The 17,804-nt window shown below is 45.7% G+C and carries 18 protein-coding genes and 1 CRISPR repeat array; of the genes, 1 reads left to right on the top strand and 17 read right to left on the bottom strand.

What is annotated here, in order from left to right:
* Positions 1-7 precede the first annotated feature (7 nt).
* Positions 8-2,054: direct repeats of the CRISPR family, unit length 33 nt; unit sequence ATTTCAATTCACGCGACCCATACGGGCCGCGAT.
* A 187-nt stretch (positions 2,055-2,241) separates the two neighbouring features.
* From cas7c to DW085_RS17450, 17 genes are all read right to left on the bottom strand, one after another.
* Positions 2,242-3,312, bottom strand: a complete 1,071-nt coding sequence (gene cas7c, locus DW085_RS17525) for a type I-C CRISPR-associated protein Cas7/Csd2 (protein ID WP_118494123.1) — start codon at positions 3,310-3,312, stop codon at positions 2,242-2,244.
* Positions 3,313-3,315: 3 nt separating this feature from the next.
* Positions 3,316-3,492: a hypothetical protein gene (locus tag DW085_RS19325; protein WP_182430939.1), complete on the bottom strand. Its 177-nt coding sequence runs from the start codon at positions 3,490-3,492 to the stop codon at positions 3,316-3,318.
* Positions 3,492-5,126 (bottom strand): type I-C CRISPR-associated protein Cas8c/Csd1, encoded by a 1,635-nt coding sequence (locus tag DW085_RS17520; RefSeq protein WP_182430938.1) that lies wholly within the window; start codon positions 5,124-5,126, stop codon positions 3,492-3,494. Before DW085_RS17520 ends, DW085_RS19325 begins: the two co-directional genes overlap by 1 nt.
* Entirely contained in the window at positions 5,119-5,796 is a 678-nt protein-coding gene (cas5c, locus tag DW085_RS17515) for a type I-C CRISPR-associated protein Cas5c (RefSeq protein WP_182430937.1), read from the bottom strand. The genes DW085_RS17520 and cas5c overlap by 8 nt, the downstream gene beginning before the upstream one ends.
* A 505-nt stretch (positions 5,797-6,301) precedes the next feature.
* Complete coding sequence (gene cas3 / locus DW085_RS17510) at positions 6,302-8,587, bottom strand: CRISPR-associated helicase Cas3' (protein WP_118494114.1); 2,286 nt, start codon at positions 8,585-8,587, stop codon at positions 6,302-6,304.
* A gap of 253 nt (positions 8,588-8,840) precedes the next feature.
* A complete protein-coding gene (locus DW085_RS17505; protein WP_118494111.1) occupies positions 8,841-9,518 on the bottom strand; it encodes a hypothetical protein in 678 nt (225 codons plus the stop codon).
* Complete coding sequence (locus tag DW085_RS17500) at positions 9,508-9,849, bottom strand: hypothetical protein (protein ID WP_118494108.1); 342 nt, start codon at positions 9,847-9,849, stop codon at positions 9,508-9,510. The genes DW085_RS17505 and DW085_RS17500 overlap by 11 nt, the downstream gene beginning before the upstream one ends.
* Positions 9,824-10,174 (bottom strand): hypothetical protein, encoded by a 351-nt coding sequence (locus DW085_RS17495; RefSeq protein WP_118494105.1) that lies wholly within the window; start codon positions 10,172-10,174, stop codon positions 9,824-9,826. The genes DW085_RS17500 and DW085_RS17495 overlap by 26 nt, the downstream gene beginning before the upstream one ends.
* Positions 10,175-10,238: 64 nt before the next feature.
* On the bottom strand, positions 10,239-10,622 hold the full coding sequence (locus tag DW085_RS17490) for an ASCH domain-containing protein (RefSeq protein WP_182430936.1): 384 nt from the start codon (positions 10,620-10,622) through the stop codon (positions 10,239-10,241).
* 226 nt (positions 10,623-10,848) lie between these two features.
* The gene (locus DW085_RS17485; protein WP_118494102.1) at positions 10,849-11,058 is read right to left on the bottom strand and encodes a hypothetical protein; all 210 of its coding nucleotides are present in this window, start codon (positions 11,056-11,058) and stop codon (positions 10,849-10,851) included.
* Positions 11,059-11,143: 85 nt separating this feature from the next.
* Positions 11,144-11,911: a hypothetical protein gene (locus DW085_RS17480; RefSeq protein WP_118494099.1), complete on the bottom strand. Its 768-nt coding sequence runs from the start codon at positions 11,909-11,911 to the stop codon at positions 11,144-11,146.
* Positions 11,912-11,944: 33 nt separating this feature from the next.
* The gene (locus DW085_RS17475) at positions 11,945-12,559 is read right to left on the bottom strand and encodes a hypothetical protein (protein WP_118494096.1); all 615 of its coding nucleotides are present in this window, start codon (positions 12,557-12,559) and stop codon (positions 11,945-11,947) included.
* A gap of 240 nt (positions 12,560-12,799) precedes the next feature.
* A complete protein-coding gene (locus DW085_RS17470) occupies positions 12,800-13,186 on the bottom strand; it encodes a DUF6440 family protein (protein ID WP_118494093.1) in 387 nt (128 codons plus the stop codon).
* Positions 13,187-13,260: 74 nt separating this feature from the next.
* Positions 13,261-13,647, bottom strand: a complete 387-nt coding sequence (locus DW085_RS17465) for a hypothetical protein (RefSeq protein ID WP_118494090.1) — start codon at positions 13,645-13,647, stop codon at positions 13,261-13,263.
* Between the two features lie 36 nt (positions 13,648-13,683).
* Entirely contained in the window at positions 13,684-14,079 is a 396-nt protein-coding gene (locus tag DW085_RS17460; protein ID WP_118494087.1) for a hypothetical protein, read from the bottom strand.
* A gap of 132 nt (positions 14,080-14,211) precedes the next feature.
* On the bottom strand, positions 14,212-15,309 hold the full coding sequence (locus tag DW085_RS17455) for a hypothetical protein (RefSeq protein ID WP_118494084.1): 1,098 nt from the start codon (positions 15,307-15,309) through the stop codon (positions 14,212-14,214).
* Positions 15,297-16,424, bottom strand: coding sequence for a hypothetical protein (locus DW085_RS17450; protein ID WP_118494081.1), 1,128 nt, complete (start codon positions 16,422-16,424; stop codon positions 15,297-15,299). The genes DW085_RS17455 and DW085_RS17450 overlap by 13 nt, the downstream gene beginning before the upstream one ends.
* A 439-nt stretch (positions 16,425-16,863) precedes the next feature.
* Between DW085_RS17450 and DW085_RS17445 the strand changes: the two genes are divergently transcribed.
* The gene (locus tag DW085_RS17445; protein ID WP_118494079.1) at positions 16,864-17,766 is read left to right on the top strand and encodes an ATP-binding protein; all 903 of its coding nucleotides are present in this window, start codon (positions 16,864-16,866) and stop codon (positions 17,764-17,766) included.
* The last annotated feature ends 38 nt before the right edge of the window (positions 17,767-17,804 follow it).

The raw sequence follows: 17,804 nt of genomic DNA, 5'->3' as shown, positions 1-17,804 counted from the left end.
TGTCTGTATTTCAATTCACGCGACCCATACGGGCCGCGATCCCCGCGGTCGTCCATTTCTGAATCGTTACCGAATTTCAATTCACGCGACCCATACGGGCCGCGATGCCATCTCACTACTCTCCTCTCTGCCGCTGCGGACATTTCAATTCACGCGACCCATACGGGCCGCGATAAAGTGGCACAACACGCGGAACGTGATGCAGAAAATTTCAATTCACGCGACCCATACGGGCCGCGATTATGACGATTACACGCATATGACAGGACAGCAAGTATTTCAATTCACGCGACCCATACGGGCCGCGATGCTTTTCGCTTTTCATTCGTCTCGAATGATTTTGTATTTCAATTCACGCGACCCATACGGGCCGCGATTCACTTCGAGGGACTCCCGGAAACCATGAGCGAGATTTCAATTCACGCGACCCATACGGGCCGCGATATTTGTTGAGGATGCCGTGAGACGTGAGTATAAACATTTCAATTCACGCGACCCATACGGGCCGCGATTGTCACTGCTGTCTGCTCGCCGTCCGGCTCCCATTTCAATTCACGCGACCCATACGGGCCGCGATCAAAAAACTGTTACCGAATATCAGTTTTCAGGAAAATTTCAATTCACGCGACCCATACGGGCCGCGATCCTGGCTTACTAAAAGCAAATATCATGAACTTAAATTTCAATTCACGCGACCCATACGGGCCGCGATGACCAGATGTATAACAACATGATGACCGGGAGAATTTCAATTCACGCGACCCATACGGGCCGCGATATAAGGGTGCAGGGGTCTCCCCTGCCACTTAAAGATTTCAATTCACGCGACCCATACGGGCCGCGATGACAAAACGGCAGTCTCCTGGCACTCCCTGGTAATTTCAATTCACGCGACCCATACGGGCCGCGATCGGTTCAGACGGGAGCACGAAAGCTTCTGTAGCGGATTTCAATTCACGCGACCCATACGGGCCGCGATAGTTAAACATCACAGTTTTCAGTGTGGCATATTCAATTTCAATTCACGCGACCCATACGGGCCGCGATGAGGGTCCCAGTTGTAGTCGCGTAAGATCTGGAAATTTCAATTCACGCGACCCATACGGGCCGCGATGGGCACAGGAGCAGGCGGCAGAGCTCACGCGACAATTTCAATTCACGCGACCCATACGGGCCGCGATAGAGAACTGCATACCGGGACTTTCGTGGGAAAATGATTTCAATTCACGCGACCCATACGGGCCGCGATCGAATGTTCGGTCGTTGTGCTTTGCCGAGCCCATTTCAATTCACGCGACCCATACGGGCCGCGATAGAGTAAATTATGGACGAATACAGAGAGAGTAAATTTCAATTCACGCGACCCATACGGGCCGCGATTGAATAGCTTCACTCCTTAGAACCAGCGTGGATATTTCAATTCACGCGACCCATACGGGCCGCGATGGGGCACCATCTTTCCACTCATCGCACACCTGCATAATTTCAATTCACGCGACCCATACGGGCCGCGATTCCTTCGTTAACCATGTGTTGAGCTCCTTTCTAATTTCAATTCACGCGACCCATACGGGCCGCGATATACATACACTTGACAGTGCAACGCGAAGCGGATAATTTCAATTCACGCGACCCATACGGGCCGCGATTCCGGATATGTTGAGTACATTGGAGGAGTTATCCCATTTCAATTCACGCGACCCATACGGGCCGCGATGGTGTTGTATATGCGTGGAAAGATAACTTTCCAGAATTTCAATTCACGCGACCCATACGGGCCGCGATATGAATACGAGGGCGGAGTCGTCTCCATGGTGGAATTTCAATTCACGCGACCCATACGGGCCGCGATTACATAAGGTCTTTAAGGTATAACTTGATGTATGGCATTTCAATTCACGCGACCCATACGGGCCGCGATTCGGCGACCGCCACACAGACATAGACCTGGGACATTTCAATTCACGCGACCCATACGGGCCGCGATCGTCAAAATGTTCCTGGGCGGCGGCATCCATGGCATTTCAATTCACGCGACCCATACGGGCCGCGATCGCAATATTCAACAAATTATTGCGATAAATCTATTACGGTTCTCATATATCCCGTATAAAAAAGCATGGATACGCAGTTAATGCACTATTTACACGGGATAATATTTTACAAAATATCACAGCTATATTTATGCAATTAGTATAAATCAATACAGCTAAAATATGATCGCAAGGGATTACCTTGATGCTATACCAACTGAATATTGTTTTCTTTTGCAATGTTTGCAAATTCGTCCGGATTTTTCTGCTCCCACACAACATCTGCAAACGGCAAGTCCTTAAAACCAATCTGAACACCGCTTGCTGCTGCCTTTTCAATTTCCGAAACCTTTAATGCGATTTCGTAATCATCAAAGCTTCTTGGAAACTCTACAGTGCCTTTTTTGGTCACATGGAGCATATTGTACAGGCGATGCGCTGGTGCGCATCCAAGTAACGCCTCTTTAGCTGCCTCATCTGGATTTTCCGGATGTGTACCGACATGTTTAAAAATGATCAGCGGCGAAGCCATGCGCATTCCCTGCTTAGATGCTGTATTGTTAAAATCGTACATCTGTAACATCGCTTCAAATAAAATCTGCAGATCACGCTCCGTAAAACCAGTTTTAGCTGCCAGAGAGGGGCTGATCGTTGCCTGGACTATATACAAACCATATGAAATCACTTTTTTGTTACCCATAGTGCGCTTTTTATCCTGTGGACGTTCTGCTTCTTCTTTTTCGTATTCTTCAATAGTCGTAAAGTCTTTACCATCCGCATAGCACATTCTGGTGATTGTCATATCTTCAATATGAATTGGATCCACTGACATCGCCATGCCAAACTGCACAGGTCCGTTAACCTGTCCTCCATTTCTACCAGTTGCCAGCACTGCCCCAAAAGTTCTGGCATCCCAGAATTTCTGGTTAATGAAATCCGCAGATTCCCGGACTTTCGGATTCGTGAATTTCTCGGAAAATTTCTGCATTCCGTTCACTTCCAGTACCGCCTTAGCGATTTCCTTATTCACGCTGACGCCATTGTGCATTAAGATTTCCATTCCTGACTCTTCTCCGTAAGCCGCCTCTACATAATCGCGGATGCGACGCTTCAAAGCTACATCCGTAATCACGCCAATGCCAGTCTCGATATCCTGTCTTGGAGTATTGCCCATATCAGGATCCCCGTTCGGATTTGTCATAACCGCTTCAAGAATGCATGTCACTGTGTATGTGTTTTTAATTACATTAGTTGCTCCCTCAAAATTAGCGTGTACCATTTGTTATTCCTCCTCTTTTACTCTTTCTTCTTTTTCTTTTTTCTTCTGCGCTGCATCCTGTCTTTCGCGGATGAATTCAGCGCGCTGCAGGAAATAGCCCATATCAAACGCTGCCTGGTCTTCCATGGTAAACTGGGCCGGCACATCCCCACCAAGTTTCGCCGCGATATCTCCAAGCATCAGGCGTATTTATCTCTAATATTGACAGCGCGAATTTTAGACAGATACACCTCCTGATTTTCAGTAACAGCACTGATCATTCTTCCGGGGAAGCGTTTGAAAGCCTTATAATACTTTTTCGCCACCGTTCCGCTGACTCCACCAGACTGATACATTGCCGCATTCTGCAGGGCATCCATGCAAGCCAATAAACGCCCGCATTCATGAGCAACCTTATGCGGTCCAGAATAATTGATACATCCCATCTCATCGTCTCCTTTTCTGATAAAATATGCTTTAATAATCTGTAAATACAAGCACCTTGGAAGCGGCCAGTCTTCCTTTTTCTTATCCAATATCTCTTTTTCAATATGTGCAGAAGCCTTCATCAGCATATGAAATGATAATGGACCACCAGACAACACAGCTTTTAAAAATTGATCTGAATCCATACCATATTCAACCTGAAATTCTTTCTGTTTGTCCTTCGCATCCGGATGATCCAACAGCCCGAACAATGCGGACCACAAATTAACAATACTGCTATCATTGCCGGTATACGGATTCAGTAACGCAGTATCGTGATACCATCTTTTTATATTTTCTTTTAAATGAGCATACGTATCTTTGGTATAATTTGTCAGATAAAAACGTCCCTGAGCTGGGAACCGTACTCCCATCATATGATAACAGGCATGTATACGTCCGGTACGGACCCCACTGCCGTCCATCAGCGCATTCAGGCCAGACTGATACATTTGATCTTTTGACTGCAGCGTTACATTATGATCTTCTATTTCCGTCATCAACAACTGATAATCTTCGTCGTTCTCTGCGTTTAATACTTTCTCGATCAAATTCTCAGCATCAGGATCGTCATACCAAAACACCAATCCGAATGTGCGGTTCCAGTTGTCTGGAGACTGCAGCAAATACTCCAATCCTGTGCGAATCGTATCCACTTCTTCCTGTGACATTGGGCAGGCGGTCGGTGCGTCTTCACCATATGAACGAAAAGCGCATGCGTTACCGCTCTTATATTTATGATTGCAGGAAAAGACAGGCACTCCGGTTCCGGTCTGTGGAGCCTTTATCATCGGAAATGACGTTGCAATCGGAACTACGGGTTTTCCGGAAATGCAGGAAATGATCTGTCCTCCATCTTTCTGATTTACCTTGCGCAACCCATCCGAGTATTCATCAAACCATTTTCTCCAGTCAGTTTCCGCTTCTGCATTTCTGCCGGCAATTCGAAATGAAACAAAATCCTGCGGTAATAATTTCGCAGCATCGAATTGCTCAAACAATGTTTTCTGCGCGTCTGTATCAGCCAGCGACTGTACAAATTGATAGATAATGCGGAGCGTCCCCGATGTATCGCTGCCCTGCTCCATCAACTGCATCCATTCGGCATGTTTTTTTGCATCCTGAGAAGCATCTGCTGGGAATATATATCTGATTTTTTCGGCAATTGGTGACATGGCATTTGTTTTTGGTGTCTGCGGGCAGACGATTTTTTGTTTGCGCTGCTCTTTTGAGCGGACACTCACGCCACAGAATTTCCCGGATTCATCAAGCTCTATATAAGCAGCAATTGTTCTGGATCCGTAATTGCCGGCTACGGTTAAACCGCGGCTCTTAGCGAAATCATACAACGCTCTGTACATCGATCTTCCACACCTCCCCACTGTCATATTCCGGTACAACGATCGTACCATTCTGCATCACCGCATCAAAAAAAGTTCTGCAGATTTTTCCCTCGTGCGTTTTCGTATTTAATGGTACGATCGTACGAATGTCGAAATTATCATACAGCATGATGCCCAAATTCCGGCTTTCTTTGATTGGATGCACGTTTTCATCCGGCGGACTAAAAAAAGCCATGCACTCTTTCATTCCAAAGAACGGCTGATGGAAACATTTCCCATTATTGATACGCCGGTTAAACTGCGCCTGTAAAGATGCTTCCGTTACTCTTGAGTCACATGTTGGAAACTTTACGATGTCCGCATGAATACGGTAATAAACATCCCTCAGATACACGGTATTTCTCTGAGTCCGCTTTTCGTCCACCACAATCGGATTCGCGTCTGCCGACTTTTGATATACTTCATTGCGTTTCATGCTGAAATAACGAACTGGTTTCATTACCTCGATTCTCTTGATTTGGTAATAAAATTCAACAGGTTTACAGTAAATTGCTTCCAGAATTCCGCGACATGCTGACGGAGTCGGCACATCATATGATACGCGTTCTACTTTCGCGTACGGTTTTGTGAAACAGGCAAAGTTTCCGAACACATCCACCACAACTTCTTTCGGCACTGAACTCACTCCTTCCATAATTTGATATTCTCAGTATGTCTTATAAAGATCAACCGCATTTTTGCGGATAACACTTTTTGGTCATTTTTCTGCCATAAATGCCTGTATCTTAATCCAATTTTAATTCACACGACCCCACGGGCCGCGATTACATTGACCGTTGCCCGGCATATAGAGCAGTATTATTTTCAATTCACGCGACCGCAAGGGCCGCGATACCCAGACCTTCCTCCAGACCCCTTCCCGTTGCTATTTCAATTCACGCGATCGCAAAGGCCGCGATTTGACAAATATTTGTGCGCCGATACCAGATATTTTTGTAAAGCTGAAATGATCGCCGGCACCGAACTCTCCAGAGCGTTTCCGAAGAATACTATCGCCGAACTGCTTTGTATCATCCCTTTCAGTATGTATGATAAAAATGGAACGCATTTTTTGCGGATAACACTTTTTGGTCAAAAAACAGATAAAAACAAAGCTCGCAAGACGGAAACTTAGGGAAACACTAAAATACGAACGAATCTTTTGACTCTTCGCGTTGTAATCCTGTTTGAGGATTGTAAATATTATCCATGTCCGCAATCATCCAGTTCAAGGGAATTCGTTCCCCATACTTTGAAGTACGCATAAAGAGTGCATGACAATGGCGGCGCAGAAATTCCATATTCTTCCTGCTGGCATAACGTGATACTTGAATCTTTTTGCTGGATCTCATCTGCACTTTCGAAATGCAATAATCCTGCTCCTGCAGTTCAGCAGACAGATGATCAAATTCGGTGCTGAGCTGCTCGTATGGGACGATAACAATGATCTGATTCTTGTCATCGATAATATGATATTGTTCCGAAAAGGCTTGGACATCCGCATATTTACATGCTTTTTGAAGTTCCAGAGAGTCCTGTCCTGCTTCTCGGTCTCCGTAATAAACACGTTTATAATACGCATCCATCAAAGACAAATCGTTTAAACTTAACCCTCCATATTCACTCGCTAAAAATTCAGTGACTTGGGACTCATTCTGATAAGTGATGTCCGGATATCTCCGTTCATTCCGCTCTCCGAGGCCGAAAACATAAAAAGTACCCGGATGTTCTCCGTTACGGTTGATACGTCCGGCTGTCTGTATAACAGAAGACAGAGGTGCGTATTCCCTGGCGCCGCTTGGAAAATCGAGGTCGACACCGGCCTCAATGCATTGCGTACTAACCAGGAAACATTGTTCTTGATTTTTTAATTTTCTTTTGACCAATCGAATAATCTCTTGTTTATGTTCTGCGCATAAATCGGAGGATAAATAAAATACGGAGCCGGATCCTAAACTGTCCTGTATGTAATGATACATCTCCAATGCCGCATTCACCGTATTGAATACAATTAACGCTTGATCTACGCCAATGAATTTTTCCCATATGGACTCATATGTCATCGGACTGTCAAGAGCGATTACCGTCGTATCTTTCAACTGATCGTATTTTTGGTATGTACCTTTTACGTTTTCAATAATTTCTACCGGTTGAAAATGCTCCAAGGTACGTCTGTAGGAATATACAGGCAGGGTAGCTGTGGAAAACAAAACGGTTGTATGAAAATATTCCGGCAGTGCCTGTAGCATTTTAATGGTACAGGTGGTTAGCTGATGCGGTAACGTCTGACATTCATCAAAAACAACGCAGGCATTGGCAAGATGATGCAATTTGCGTAACGGTACCGCCATATTGCCGCCAAGCGTTTCAAAAAACTTCACACTGGTTGTAACAATCACAGGGGCATCCCAACGATCTGCATATAATTTCACTTCTTCCGGGAATTCGGTATTACTGTCATCCTCCAAGACCGTATCAGCTCCAAAGGCCTTCCGATATTCTTCTGCATTCTGTGAAATAATCGAAAGGTACGGCAATACCACAATGATTCGATCGAAATGGTTTCTTTTTGCCTGCTGCAGGGCAAATTCCATAAGGGCCAAAGTCTTTGCTGTACCGGTTGGAGCAGTCATCGTGTAAAATCCAACAGGCCCGTTTCCACGAATAAAAGCATCGCGATAAATTTCATTTCGCAATTGATTGATTGGAAGATCTGCCTTGCCGGAGTCTGCAGCAGCGCGGATGATGGAATTTCTATATTGATGTAGTTTTGTCAACATTTCATCAGGGCAGATAACCCGTTCTGCGTCAGGCTCATGCTGACTGTTAAAAGAGGCGGTTGCGGTGTAATCTGCATCCACAAGACAGGAAAACACCATTCTGGCATAGAGCATTCTGGCTTCCGGGTTGGTACGATCGATCGTAAGATAATCTCCGTCAGACAAATGAGAGAGCAATTTCTGCGTTTGTGCGTATGCTGCCACTTCATCATATTCGGATTCATCGCGCAGTGCAGAGCGTTTCCCGTTAGAATTCAATGGGATGTCATATTCATCGTCATCTGGCAGACATAAATCGTCCAAAGATGGTGATATAAGCCGCCCGCATAATTCAGAGTGATGCCCGCGAATCGCGGCGCAACATAGGGCATGGATCCATGCATCATCGGTGTAGTGTTGGGCACAATTAAAATATTCATCATTTAGATACCACGCGCCGACGATCGCGTGATCGATATGATTCTCTTTTCCCGCTAAAACATTTTGGAATTTCTCAGTCCGCTTTCCAAGATCATGCAGACGAGCAATTAAAGCACATAATCCGGCGCTTTGGAATGTTTCTCCGTATCTCATCGCTAAGCGTTCCGTAAAACGCAAATGGTCTTCCAAAGGTTCCAGCCCATGCGCTGATGTGTGAGCGTAAAACATAAAAATCCCTCCTTCGTATTTTTTCTTTCTGAGTTGCACCCTGTTCTGAAGAACCCTCGTAGAGCAGGCAAGCGATCAATTCACAGGGTGGTTTCTTTTTCTGGCACTTCGCCGTTCCCGATCCTTCGTTCAGAAATCGCTACGCCATCAATATGTAACTTATTTTCGAAAGATATTTTTGCGGATAACACTTTTTGGTCAAAAAGGGCATAAAAAGACCCCTCTCAAAAATCTGAGAAGGGCCTAACACTTATCATGCTTCAGCGATCAAGCTGTCTGATATTTTCGGTAATTCGTCCTTATCCTTGAGCCCTGAGTAATACTGCTCTATATGCCGAGCAACGGTCAGTGCATCCGCATCTTTCGTATAATATGCAAACAAATCGCAGATCTTACCTCCATACAGGCATCCCAGAACGGCGATTGCCTCCTTAAATACTTCCAGTTGCGATAAGCAGGTGAGATGGATCTCCATCCCGGTCTCATGCTCATGCGCAATGCAATTGGCCACAGGCATTTTCACCGTTTCCTCTGCCTGCATCGGCGTACCGAAATCAATACTATGGCCACCATCCGGGTGAAAATACCACGCAGACGTATATCGGATCACCTGCTGCATATCATACGCAATCCTCGCACGCCGGTCGATCTTTTTGGAAAAGATCCCGTATGAACTATGTAACGTGTTCCCGATATCCTTTAATGATCCTGGTAAGATGCGATTCCTGATGTTTACGAAAAACGGAGTCATCTTGGCAGCTGAATCCGTCTCGTACAATTTCTCTTTCAGCCAGATCATCTGATCATCGATCTCTAAAAGTTGCCCGATCCAAATCCTGGAGTACAGATCCAATGCATTGATCACATCGGAAATTTCCTCCTGGCAGTTTAACCGCACAACGATCTGTCCATTGTCTTCCTTATAAATCATGTTCCATTTCCTCCATTTCGCCGGAATGCCGATCCAGTTCACGCTGATCGTGCGCTGAATAGCATTTTGCCGCTCCGTATCCTCCGGAATGACGATACGACGCTTTCCGTTTGCGCGTTTTCGTCTTAACTGGTTTTCCATAAGTCACAACGCCATAATCATGTTTGGCAAACAGTCCAGGCTTCACTCCGGAAACTGCGGCATCCACCTTCTCGCGATGCTTGTTTTGCGGCGACGCGATATTGCCGTGATGGGCTATCTGTATGGCCAGCTTCTGTCTTGCTTTGATTTTCACTTTTCTTTTTTCAATCCGAAATTCCTTTGTTCGCATGATGCACACCCTCCTTTGGTACATTTCCTTCATCTTCCGATTTCGTCATCATGTCAATAATGGTATGTAAAGACCAGCCGCAAAGTGCGATCAGGGCGCAATCCAGAAGAGCGCGTTCTTTCGGCGTAGATTCCAGATACAGATTTAACAGTTTGTCGGACTCATCATCTCCGTCAGAGGCCATCTCTTCCATGATCTTACCGATGACGCTCTCTTCTTTCTCGATGAGCTGAAATCCCTTTTGGATGTCTTCGTCGGTCGTCTGGCTCTCATACATATCCACATACCCGGATCTGATCCTCTTTTTCATTTCTTTCTTTTCCATAATAACTCCTTTCTTAACACCTGCAATTCGCTGTAATGCCGGCATGGCAACTGCGAACTGATACTTACAGGTGACCTTTTGTAAGGGTGTTCCCGGGGAACACCCTTCTATTTTCAGAAGCGAGATACCCGCCAAGACCATCCATGCTCTTCCAGCGGATCTTTTTAACCACCAGTACATAATACTCTTTCCCTGGTTCAGCACCCCATTCTGCGCGGCCTCCCCGTTTTTCCAGGCAGCAGTCCGCGATGAATGCCGGTACCTTCCACCCATATCCGTTCGCGAAACGCACCTGTTCTTCATGCTGGCCCACAGGGATACCGTCCACCATATGGAACACTTTGCTAAATCTTTGCGTGTAATACGGCTTGATCTCCCGGTACTCCTCACGCTTTTCGCCCGTCAGGATCATGTCGAACCATTGTTTTTTGATCGGTAAGATTAACATCTTTCACCCCTCCATACATCCCTAACGCGGCAAATTGCTAAGGGTCGCACATTTCTCTTTTTTCTTTTCATGATCATTATCTCCTTTTCTTTTCTTATTGGCAATATCAGTATGGAAATAATCCGCATCCGGAAGTGTGGGGAAACGTATTTCTATTGCGTGCCAGCTCCGAGCCGAAAAAAACTCCGGTCAGAAGACCGGAGTTCTGGTATGGACGATGCGACGATCAGGCCATGAAGTAACCTTCTTTTTTTGCCCGTTCAAAGTCGCTCTTCCAAAATGTTTTCGTTTCCCTTGTGATAATCCCGTAGCAGTCATAGGTCAGATCCACTTGAAGCAACGGTTCTGTCGGCTCATATCCGCTATGCTGCTTAAATTCTTCCGTGATGTCACGGACGGAATGGATTTCCTTGATAAAATGTTCCAGTACATTCATGCTCGTTCTCCTTTGCTTTTTTCGCTTCCGAACGGTTCAGTGCCACAGATTTCTCTTTGCATGGCTGCAGAACGCTTACCAGTCATTACCGGAATTCCAAAGCAGGTTCTTCCTGTTCCGGGTCTTCTGAGTACAGTTCCTCTGCCTTCACGCTTTCAGCATCATTCTGTTCTGGAATTTTTCCCCATAAGAGTTTTTCGGTTCCGTTTCTGATATTTTCCACGGAGTCCAGATAACAATTATCCGCAAATTCATTATCAGAGACCAAACGATGATCCATGGTTCCCAACGCGTCAAACATTCCGTATTGCGAATAATAAATAAATGCATCAGTAACCATGCTCAGCTCCAAACATTCTCTTAAATTTCCTGATACGATGTATTTATAAACCGGGAGTCCTGATATGGATAAGACATGATTCTCCTCCGACCGGAAATGATCTACAAATTTGCGCAACCCTTCATCCAAAAACAGCATTTGAAACATCTCAGCCACAGTTCCCATGATTTCCGTTGCCAGGGCTCTGGTAGCGATCGCCTTAAAGATCTTAGGTACGTCGGATGGCCGGGTTCCCTGCGGCTCGTACAGAACCTCTTTTTCTTCTGATACCTGGGTCACACGCAGATGCTCAAATACCGGATACGGGAAAGCGGCAACATAGGTATCACTGTTATGTTCCATTTTCTCCCAACGATAAGTGCCATACACACAGAATTGCAGCTTTGTGCGCATGGGATCCTTCTGGTTATCACCTGTAGGAATAATTTGCGTCACATCAAATTCCATCAGTTTTTTGACCAAATCGTTCTCTGTGATATCCGTTTTCAAAGTTGGCTCCATTTGTTTTTTCACGTCTTATACCTCCGTAAATCAGTCAGAACTTTGTTATTCTCCATCGCTAAGAAAATGATACGCCCTCATTACATGTCGGAATTCATCTGCAAGCGCATCATAGTCGCTGCCGTAAATAATCGCAGCATCTTCGTCACCATCCTCGTCTCTTTCAGGATTATCGATCATCACGCCCTTTTTGTACAGAAAATCCTCCATAATATCGACCAGCCGCCCGATAAACTCCGGCTCGTCATTCGGCTGCACAGGCTTAACATTGCTGAGCGCCCCGCGTTCTTCCAGTTCTTTTATGAGATCCTCTGTGTCGGCGTTCCAGATTGTGACCTCGTCCGGAGTGAGATCATAGATTTTTCCATTCCTTGTTCTGAGCCCATATTCTTTCCCAGTGCCGTTTGCTGCGGAATACAGGATATTGACAACCATGTAGATACCCTGGTCTAAGAGCTCCAGAAATGCTTTCTTAAAGGTGTCTTTATCAAATAACATACCATATGACTCCTTTAAAAAGTAGGTTGCCTTCTCCCCTTTCGTGCGGCATTCTTCCTTGAAATTCGGATCTTCCAACCCGTGCTTTCGCAAGACGGATGCCACAATATCCATTTTGTCGGCGGGGAATTCAATCACTCCATTGCATAAAAATTTACTCATCGTTTCTTCCTCCTTAACTACTACGTCTTATGATTGATAACTACGCTATCAGTATGCGTTTCGTCTCTTGCGCGTAAGTCCATAAAAATGGAGCCACGCGTATTGCATGACTCCATAGATTTTTAGTTGTAAAATTCGGGGTATATTCCGGGTTAATGCACCAGTTTGATCTGCTCACCTGGGACATAGAAATCTTTCGGCAACTTACGCCACTCCAGAATATCTTCGCCGCTCACCACTCTATTCTCCTTTTTCCGTTTTTTCGACCATAGTACTGCCATCCGGGTTCAGCCTTGGCGTGATACCGCCCATTCCCGCATTGTACTGATCTTCTGAATAAATCAGATAATGCACGCCTGTTTCCGGGTCCGTATAATCGTAAACAATCTTTTTTGTGATGCCATTTTGTACACATGTCAGTTCCCGGAATGGATTTTCGCGCCCAACCACAGTGCTGCTGGTATCAGCAGTGCCCGCATAGGAAAAATCACACGCTGTCAGTGCGCAAAAAGCGGTACCGCAAAGTAATGCAGTAAAAAACATTTTTTTCGAGGCAACTCCTGTGCCTTTCGGTGAGCGTCCTGCCAGCCGCGTCTTATAGCATCTCTTTGCATCTTTTTCTTTCATTTTTGATTTTCTCCATTTCTTGAGTATCGGTTTATCGCGTTACCGATGAAAATAAGGTCGTTGGATACACTGCGTCACAGATTCTCCTGCGTCAATCCGCGTCTTCGGATTTCCGCAAGAAGTGCTCGGTCGCTGACTGTCCGCAGACAAAGATCTTCGCGCCCTAAGATTTCGTATACGCCGTTTTGATAAATGTACCCGCCCTCTTCGTCCTCAAAGTGCGTGATATAAAAACTCATCTCCAACCCGGCCGATTTGCATGCTTTGATAATCTCCCTTAAAGCGGGATCGAGATCGCCTTCGCATTCGGAAACCTCCAGGGAATATCCACAGTCTGTCTTGCATATATTTTTCTCATCGCATGTCATGGTTCCTAACCCAACCTGATTGATGATCGAAATAAGTTCCCGCATTTCGCTGTCTGTTTTTGTCTCAAATGTTCCGATGTTATACAATGTCATATCTTTTTCTCCTTACTGTTATTCGTCGTTTTTGCCTTATTCCTGTGTACTTCTCAACCATTTCATCTTGCAGGTAATACACGGTGAGTGATCGCTGCCACCCTGATAGCCGCAATCATCCGAACTTGGGCAGTTGATGTACGGGGCAACCGATTCTGCAACCTCATCGTCATCCACGTTCTGCAGTGCGTCGATCAGCATGTCTGCATTGGTATCTGCCAGTGTTTCAGACTCAGGCAAAACATTCCATTTTTTCAGCGTTTCTCTCAGGGCATCTGAAAGATGGTCATAGCGGTTGCCTGTAATATGGACAGACGAACCATCATCTTTGTCAGAAGCTGCATTTGTCAGATCATCCTCAAAAATATCAATGATCTGTCCGATAAAGTCCTCCGGGCATTCCCGTACCAAACGTGTAGTGCTTTTGCTCATTTTGTTTCTCCTCTCATTTCTTATGATGATTATTTGTTACGTTATCAGTATGGAGACGGCTTGGTTGGACGCGCTACATTTTTCGCATAAAAAAGGCCCACCCTGTTTCCAGAATGAGCCTTTGCAGTTTGGTTAGATAAAGTCATAGCGGAAGCGCTGCATCCGACAGCCTTCCCGCACGCTGATATACAACGCACGCCAGCCAAGATCTTCCATCTGTTTGAATTTGTCCTTATTCCCTTTTACCGGCAGGGTGATTTCCGTATAAATAACGTGACGCTTTCCGGTTACCGAATCCGCATCCGGATCTTGCCCAAATACGCCAAGTTTAGTTCCCGGGAAAACCTGGTGCAGTTCCCGCTCCGCCCGAATCAGCTCCGCTGCATTGGTATACTGTTCGTACTGATTACTTGGCTGATACGGTTTTGCCGGGAGCATATCCTTTTCCTGTTCGGCCATTTTTTTCTTTTTGAGTGTTTCTTTCCTTTCTGTTTCCAGACGCTCAATTTCCGCCCCATATCCATGTGCAGTCAGCCAGTCGTAATACGTTTTCTTCCATCCGGATTTTGAAAACCCGATACATAAACTGTACCCATTAAAGTGCCCGGTAAGAGGACACTCCAGCTCGCCAACCATGTCAACTGCATCCAAAAGCGTATTCCCGTTGTAGTTTCTTGCTCCAAATCCCTGGAAGATCTTAGGCAACGGCTCCTCAAGGAATGCTTCCATGGTACGCCAGTCACGTGGATCTAACTGGTAGAAAACGGAACATTTGGCGCCATTGCAGTCATCCAGGATATCATATGAATGCCGGCCGTAATGGTACTTAAGATTCTGGTTATAAATGCGTTCCTGTCTGCGGTACCCCCAGTCTTCCTGCTTAATGGCATCGAAACAGATCATATCCTCGCCCCAATCTATCTCCGGATGCGAGCTCTGATATGTTTTTTCGCAGATCAGATCGATGAATCGGTCTTTTTTGTTTTTCGCTTTTTTATTCCAATACTCCCAGGCATGGCTGGCACCAAACTCCTGCAGCTCTTTTTGCATCTGCTGCTTGATATATTCAGCCAGCTGTTTGCGGATTTCATAGTATACCTGCTTATCCATCCGGTATTGGATCCCGATGAATTCCTCCGCGTAAGCATCTTCCTGCGTACGGCTGCATGAGGCCAGTGCAGTTGAAAGATCCGGGTTAAATCCGGCGCCATACAGCGCTACCCATGGCACTTCGTGCGTGTTGCATCCAAATTCCCGGTTATAGCCTCATCCGTCATGATCTTATCTGTCTCCAGGGTGCAGGTATACTGACGGTTCCTGATGACAATTTCATTTTTCTCAATCACGGCCAGTTCCGTTTCCGCCATGCCTTTATGTTCCAGATAAAAGTTCTGTTCCATAAGCGTATTCAAAAATAGCGGTTCTGCTTCAAAATGCAATCCCTCGTACTTATTTTTCAGGATGATCATTGCTACCAGGAGTGGCTGATATACTTCCACACCGAGTTTAATGAAATCCAGTTTTTCCTGGTCGATGACATAGGTACCCGCATATCCTTTGTAGTCGTAATTTTCATAATGGAAAATATAATCATAGGGAAACAGTTGATCCATGTGCCTGTCCGTCCAGCGTCCGTTCCGTAAATTGCCGTGCTGTCCGATATACACCTCATCCACGCGGTCATGGAACGCTACCAGGTTTCCATTGTTCTTTAACAGAAATGCGAAATATCCTCCTGCGCTCTGATGGTTGGATATATAGCACAGATAGATCGCATCCGGTTCATTAGAAATATGGAGGATGCAGTCTGACATACGCTCAAAGACCAGAATCCTGGTATGGAACTTCTTCACTTCGCCAACCGGCATTCCGCTATTCTGATAGCAGTCAATCCTCATCTTTTTGAGATCATGGATGACCTGCATCGTGGATTTTAAAAAGTGTTTACGCTCCTCTTCCATGTTCCTGTCGCCGATCATGGCGATGCCCATGGAGTTTTTCAGCGTTTCATTCATGCTGTTTAAGTAATGATCCTCCTGCTCCAGGACTTCCGGGTCGTTTAACTGCTGCCACATGGTCGCATATTCCTGCATCTCCCGTGTAACATCTGGGTTCGTCAGCCATCCATACAGGGGAATGCTCGTATTCTGCGCAACCTCCATGACTGCATCCCTCGCCCGCATCGCGGATAAAGCTCCGGACGGGTCATAGCCGGAAAGCAGCGTCTCGATATCCTTGCCGGCTCCGTGAAACACATAATTGGCGGATGCCAGATTGAAGCGTGTCTGCTCCGGATCGTATTGCGCAAACTTTGCGAATTCATCCAATACTTCTTTAATCGTCATATCTTTTCTCCTTCGTTCGTCTTAGTTTATGTTCACATACAAAATGTTTCAAAATTTGTAGCTCGTTTTTTGCGGATAACACTTTTTGGTAATAAAATGCTTTGCGCGTTGCAAAATCCGCTGTTTCTCATAATTTTCTGCATATTTTTTCTCCTTTCTTCTCCATATCTTATGATGTTTATGACATCTTCAGTATGTATCTGCAGACTGCTGAAAAATGGAAGCGGACACAGCCAAAAGGGTTTTTGGAATCTTGGATTTGTATTTTGACGACCAAAAAGTGTTATCCGCAAAAATGAGTCTCGTAACTGCGACATACTGTTGTCATGATAACATCTCGAAGGAGCCAGCAGGATAAAGCATCTTATTGGCATGATTTGCAGATACATACTGTGTAGGTATGAAAACCGTTTTGAGATCAATAGAAAGGACAATGGACATGGGAATGGATCATCTTATGCTTTCATGCATCCGCGCTCTGGCGGAAAACCGCATCCAGGACGCAAAACAGGCCGCAATCGCCTGCTGCGTGAATGATACAACCAAAAAGAACGCCGGGAAAACCGGATATTATAAAAAATTATTGGAAAACGGAACAACAACCTTGTTTGAGTTGCCGGCAAACTTGAAAGGGCTTATATTGATGCAAGACGTGTCCGATTTTAACGAGTCCAGGTACTATCTCGGTGCCCAACAGCGGGCTCTGTACGGCAAGATCAAGATGGGTGTCGATGTGACGACCAAAATGTTGGCGTATGGCATCCCATACACTAATAGTACACTGTTATATGGAGTCCCCGGAACCGGAAAAACAGAATTTGCCAGGTACGTTGCCTTTAAGCTTGGGCTGCCATATGCCTACCTTAATTTTTCCTGCCTGATCGATTCCTATCTCGGAAAAACGGCCAAGAACCTAAACCAGGTATTCGACTACTGCAAAGGGGAGAAATGCGTGCTGATGCTCGATGAAATCGACTGTATCGGACTCGCCAGGGGGCATGACCATGGCGCGGATGGAGAACTCGGAAGAACAACGATCGCACTGATGCAGTCCTTGGACAGCCTGGTTGACGGACAGGTAGTCATCGCTGCCACGAACCGCCGCGACCGTCTGGATCCGGCGTTGTTAAGACGGTTCCAGCGTCAGGAAGAATTCCTTCCATTTGAGTACGAAGAGCGAAAGGCCATGATCCAGGCATATATGCAGAGTGTCAATCCGGACTTTCTGACGGATGAGATCCTTGGTTATGCAAATGATGCCCACATGCAGTCCGACATCACGAAATACCTGATCGAACAGATTGTGAGCAGGGTCACAGCTGAGGTGGCGGGGGCAGTTTAATTTTTATTTCAGAGAAAAGCAAAAGCCCGCCGGAGGAC

Origin of the sequence: Clostridium sp. AF50-3, from assembly GCF_003477445.1 — a bacterium.
In the GTDB taxonomy this organism is placed as follows: Bacteria; Bacillota; Clostridia; order Lachnospirales; family Lachnospiraceae; genus Otoolea; species Otoolea fessa.
Note: the sequence above shows the minus strand (reverse complement) of the source record. Positions and strands in the feature narration are given on the sequence as shown.

Coding starts and splice junctions, on each gene's coding strand:
- DW085_RS17470 (WP_118494093.1), bottom strand. CDS start 13,186: ATGAAAGAAAAAGATGCAAAGAGATGCTATAAGACGCGGCTGGCAGGA.
- DW085_RS17445 (WP_118494079.1), top strand. CDS start 16,864: ATGGGAATGGATCATCTTATGCTTTCATGCATCCGCGCTCTGGCGGAA.
- DW085_RS17485 (WP_118494102.1), bottom strand. CDS start 11,058: ATGAATGTACTGGAACATTTTATCAAGGAAATCCATTCCGTCCGTGAC.
- cas7c (WP_118494123.1), bottom strand. CDS start 3,312: ATGGTACACGCTAATTTTGAGGGAGCAACTAATGTAATTAAAAACACA.
- DW085_RS17495 (WP_118494105.1), bottom strand. CDS start 10,174: ATGGAAAAGAAAGAAATGAAAAAGAGGATCAGATCCGGGTATGTGGAT.
- DW085_RS19325 (WP_182430939.1), bottom strand. CDS start 3,492: ATGCTTGGAGATATCGCGGCGAAACTTGGTGGGGATGTGCCGGCCCAG.
- DW085_RS17460 (WP_118494087.1), bottom strand. CDS start 14,079: ATGAGCAAAAGCACTACACGTTTGGTACGGGAATGCCCGGAGGACTTT.
- DW085_RS17505 (WP_118494111.1), bottom strand. CDS start 9,518: ATGATTTATAAGGAAGACAATGGACAGATCGTTGTGCGGTTAAACTGC.
- DW085_RS17475 (WP_118494096.1), bottom strand. CDS start 12,559: ATGAGTAAATTTTTATGCAATGGAGTGATTGAATTCCCCGCCGACAAA.
- DW085_RS17465 (WP_118494090.1), bottom strand. CDS start 13,647: ATGACATTGTATAACATCGGAACATTTGAGACAAAAACAGACAGCGAA.
- cas3 (WP_118494114.1), bottom strand. CDS start 8,587: ATGTTTTACGCTCACACATCAGCGCATGGGCTGGAACCTTTGGAAGAC.
- DW085_RS17500 (WP_118494108.1), bottom strand. CDS start 9,849: ATGCGAACAAAGGAATTTCGGATTGAAAAAAGAAAAGTGAAAATCAAA.
- DW085_RS17450 (WP_118494081.1), bottom strand. CDS start 16,424: ATGACGATTAAAGAAGTATTGGATGAATTCGCAAAGTTTGCGCAATAC.
- DW085_RS17490 (WP_182430936.1), bottom strand. CDS start 10,622: ATGTTAATCTTACCGATCAAAAAACAATGGTTCGACATGATCCTGACG.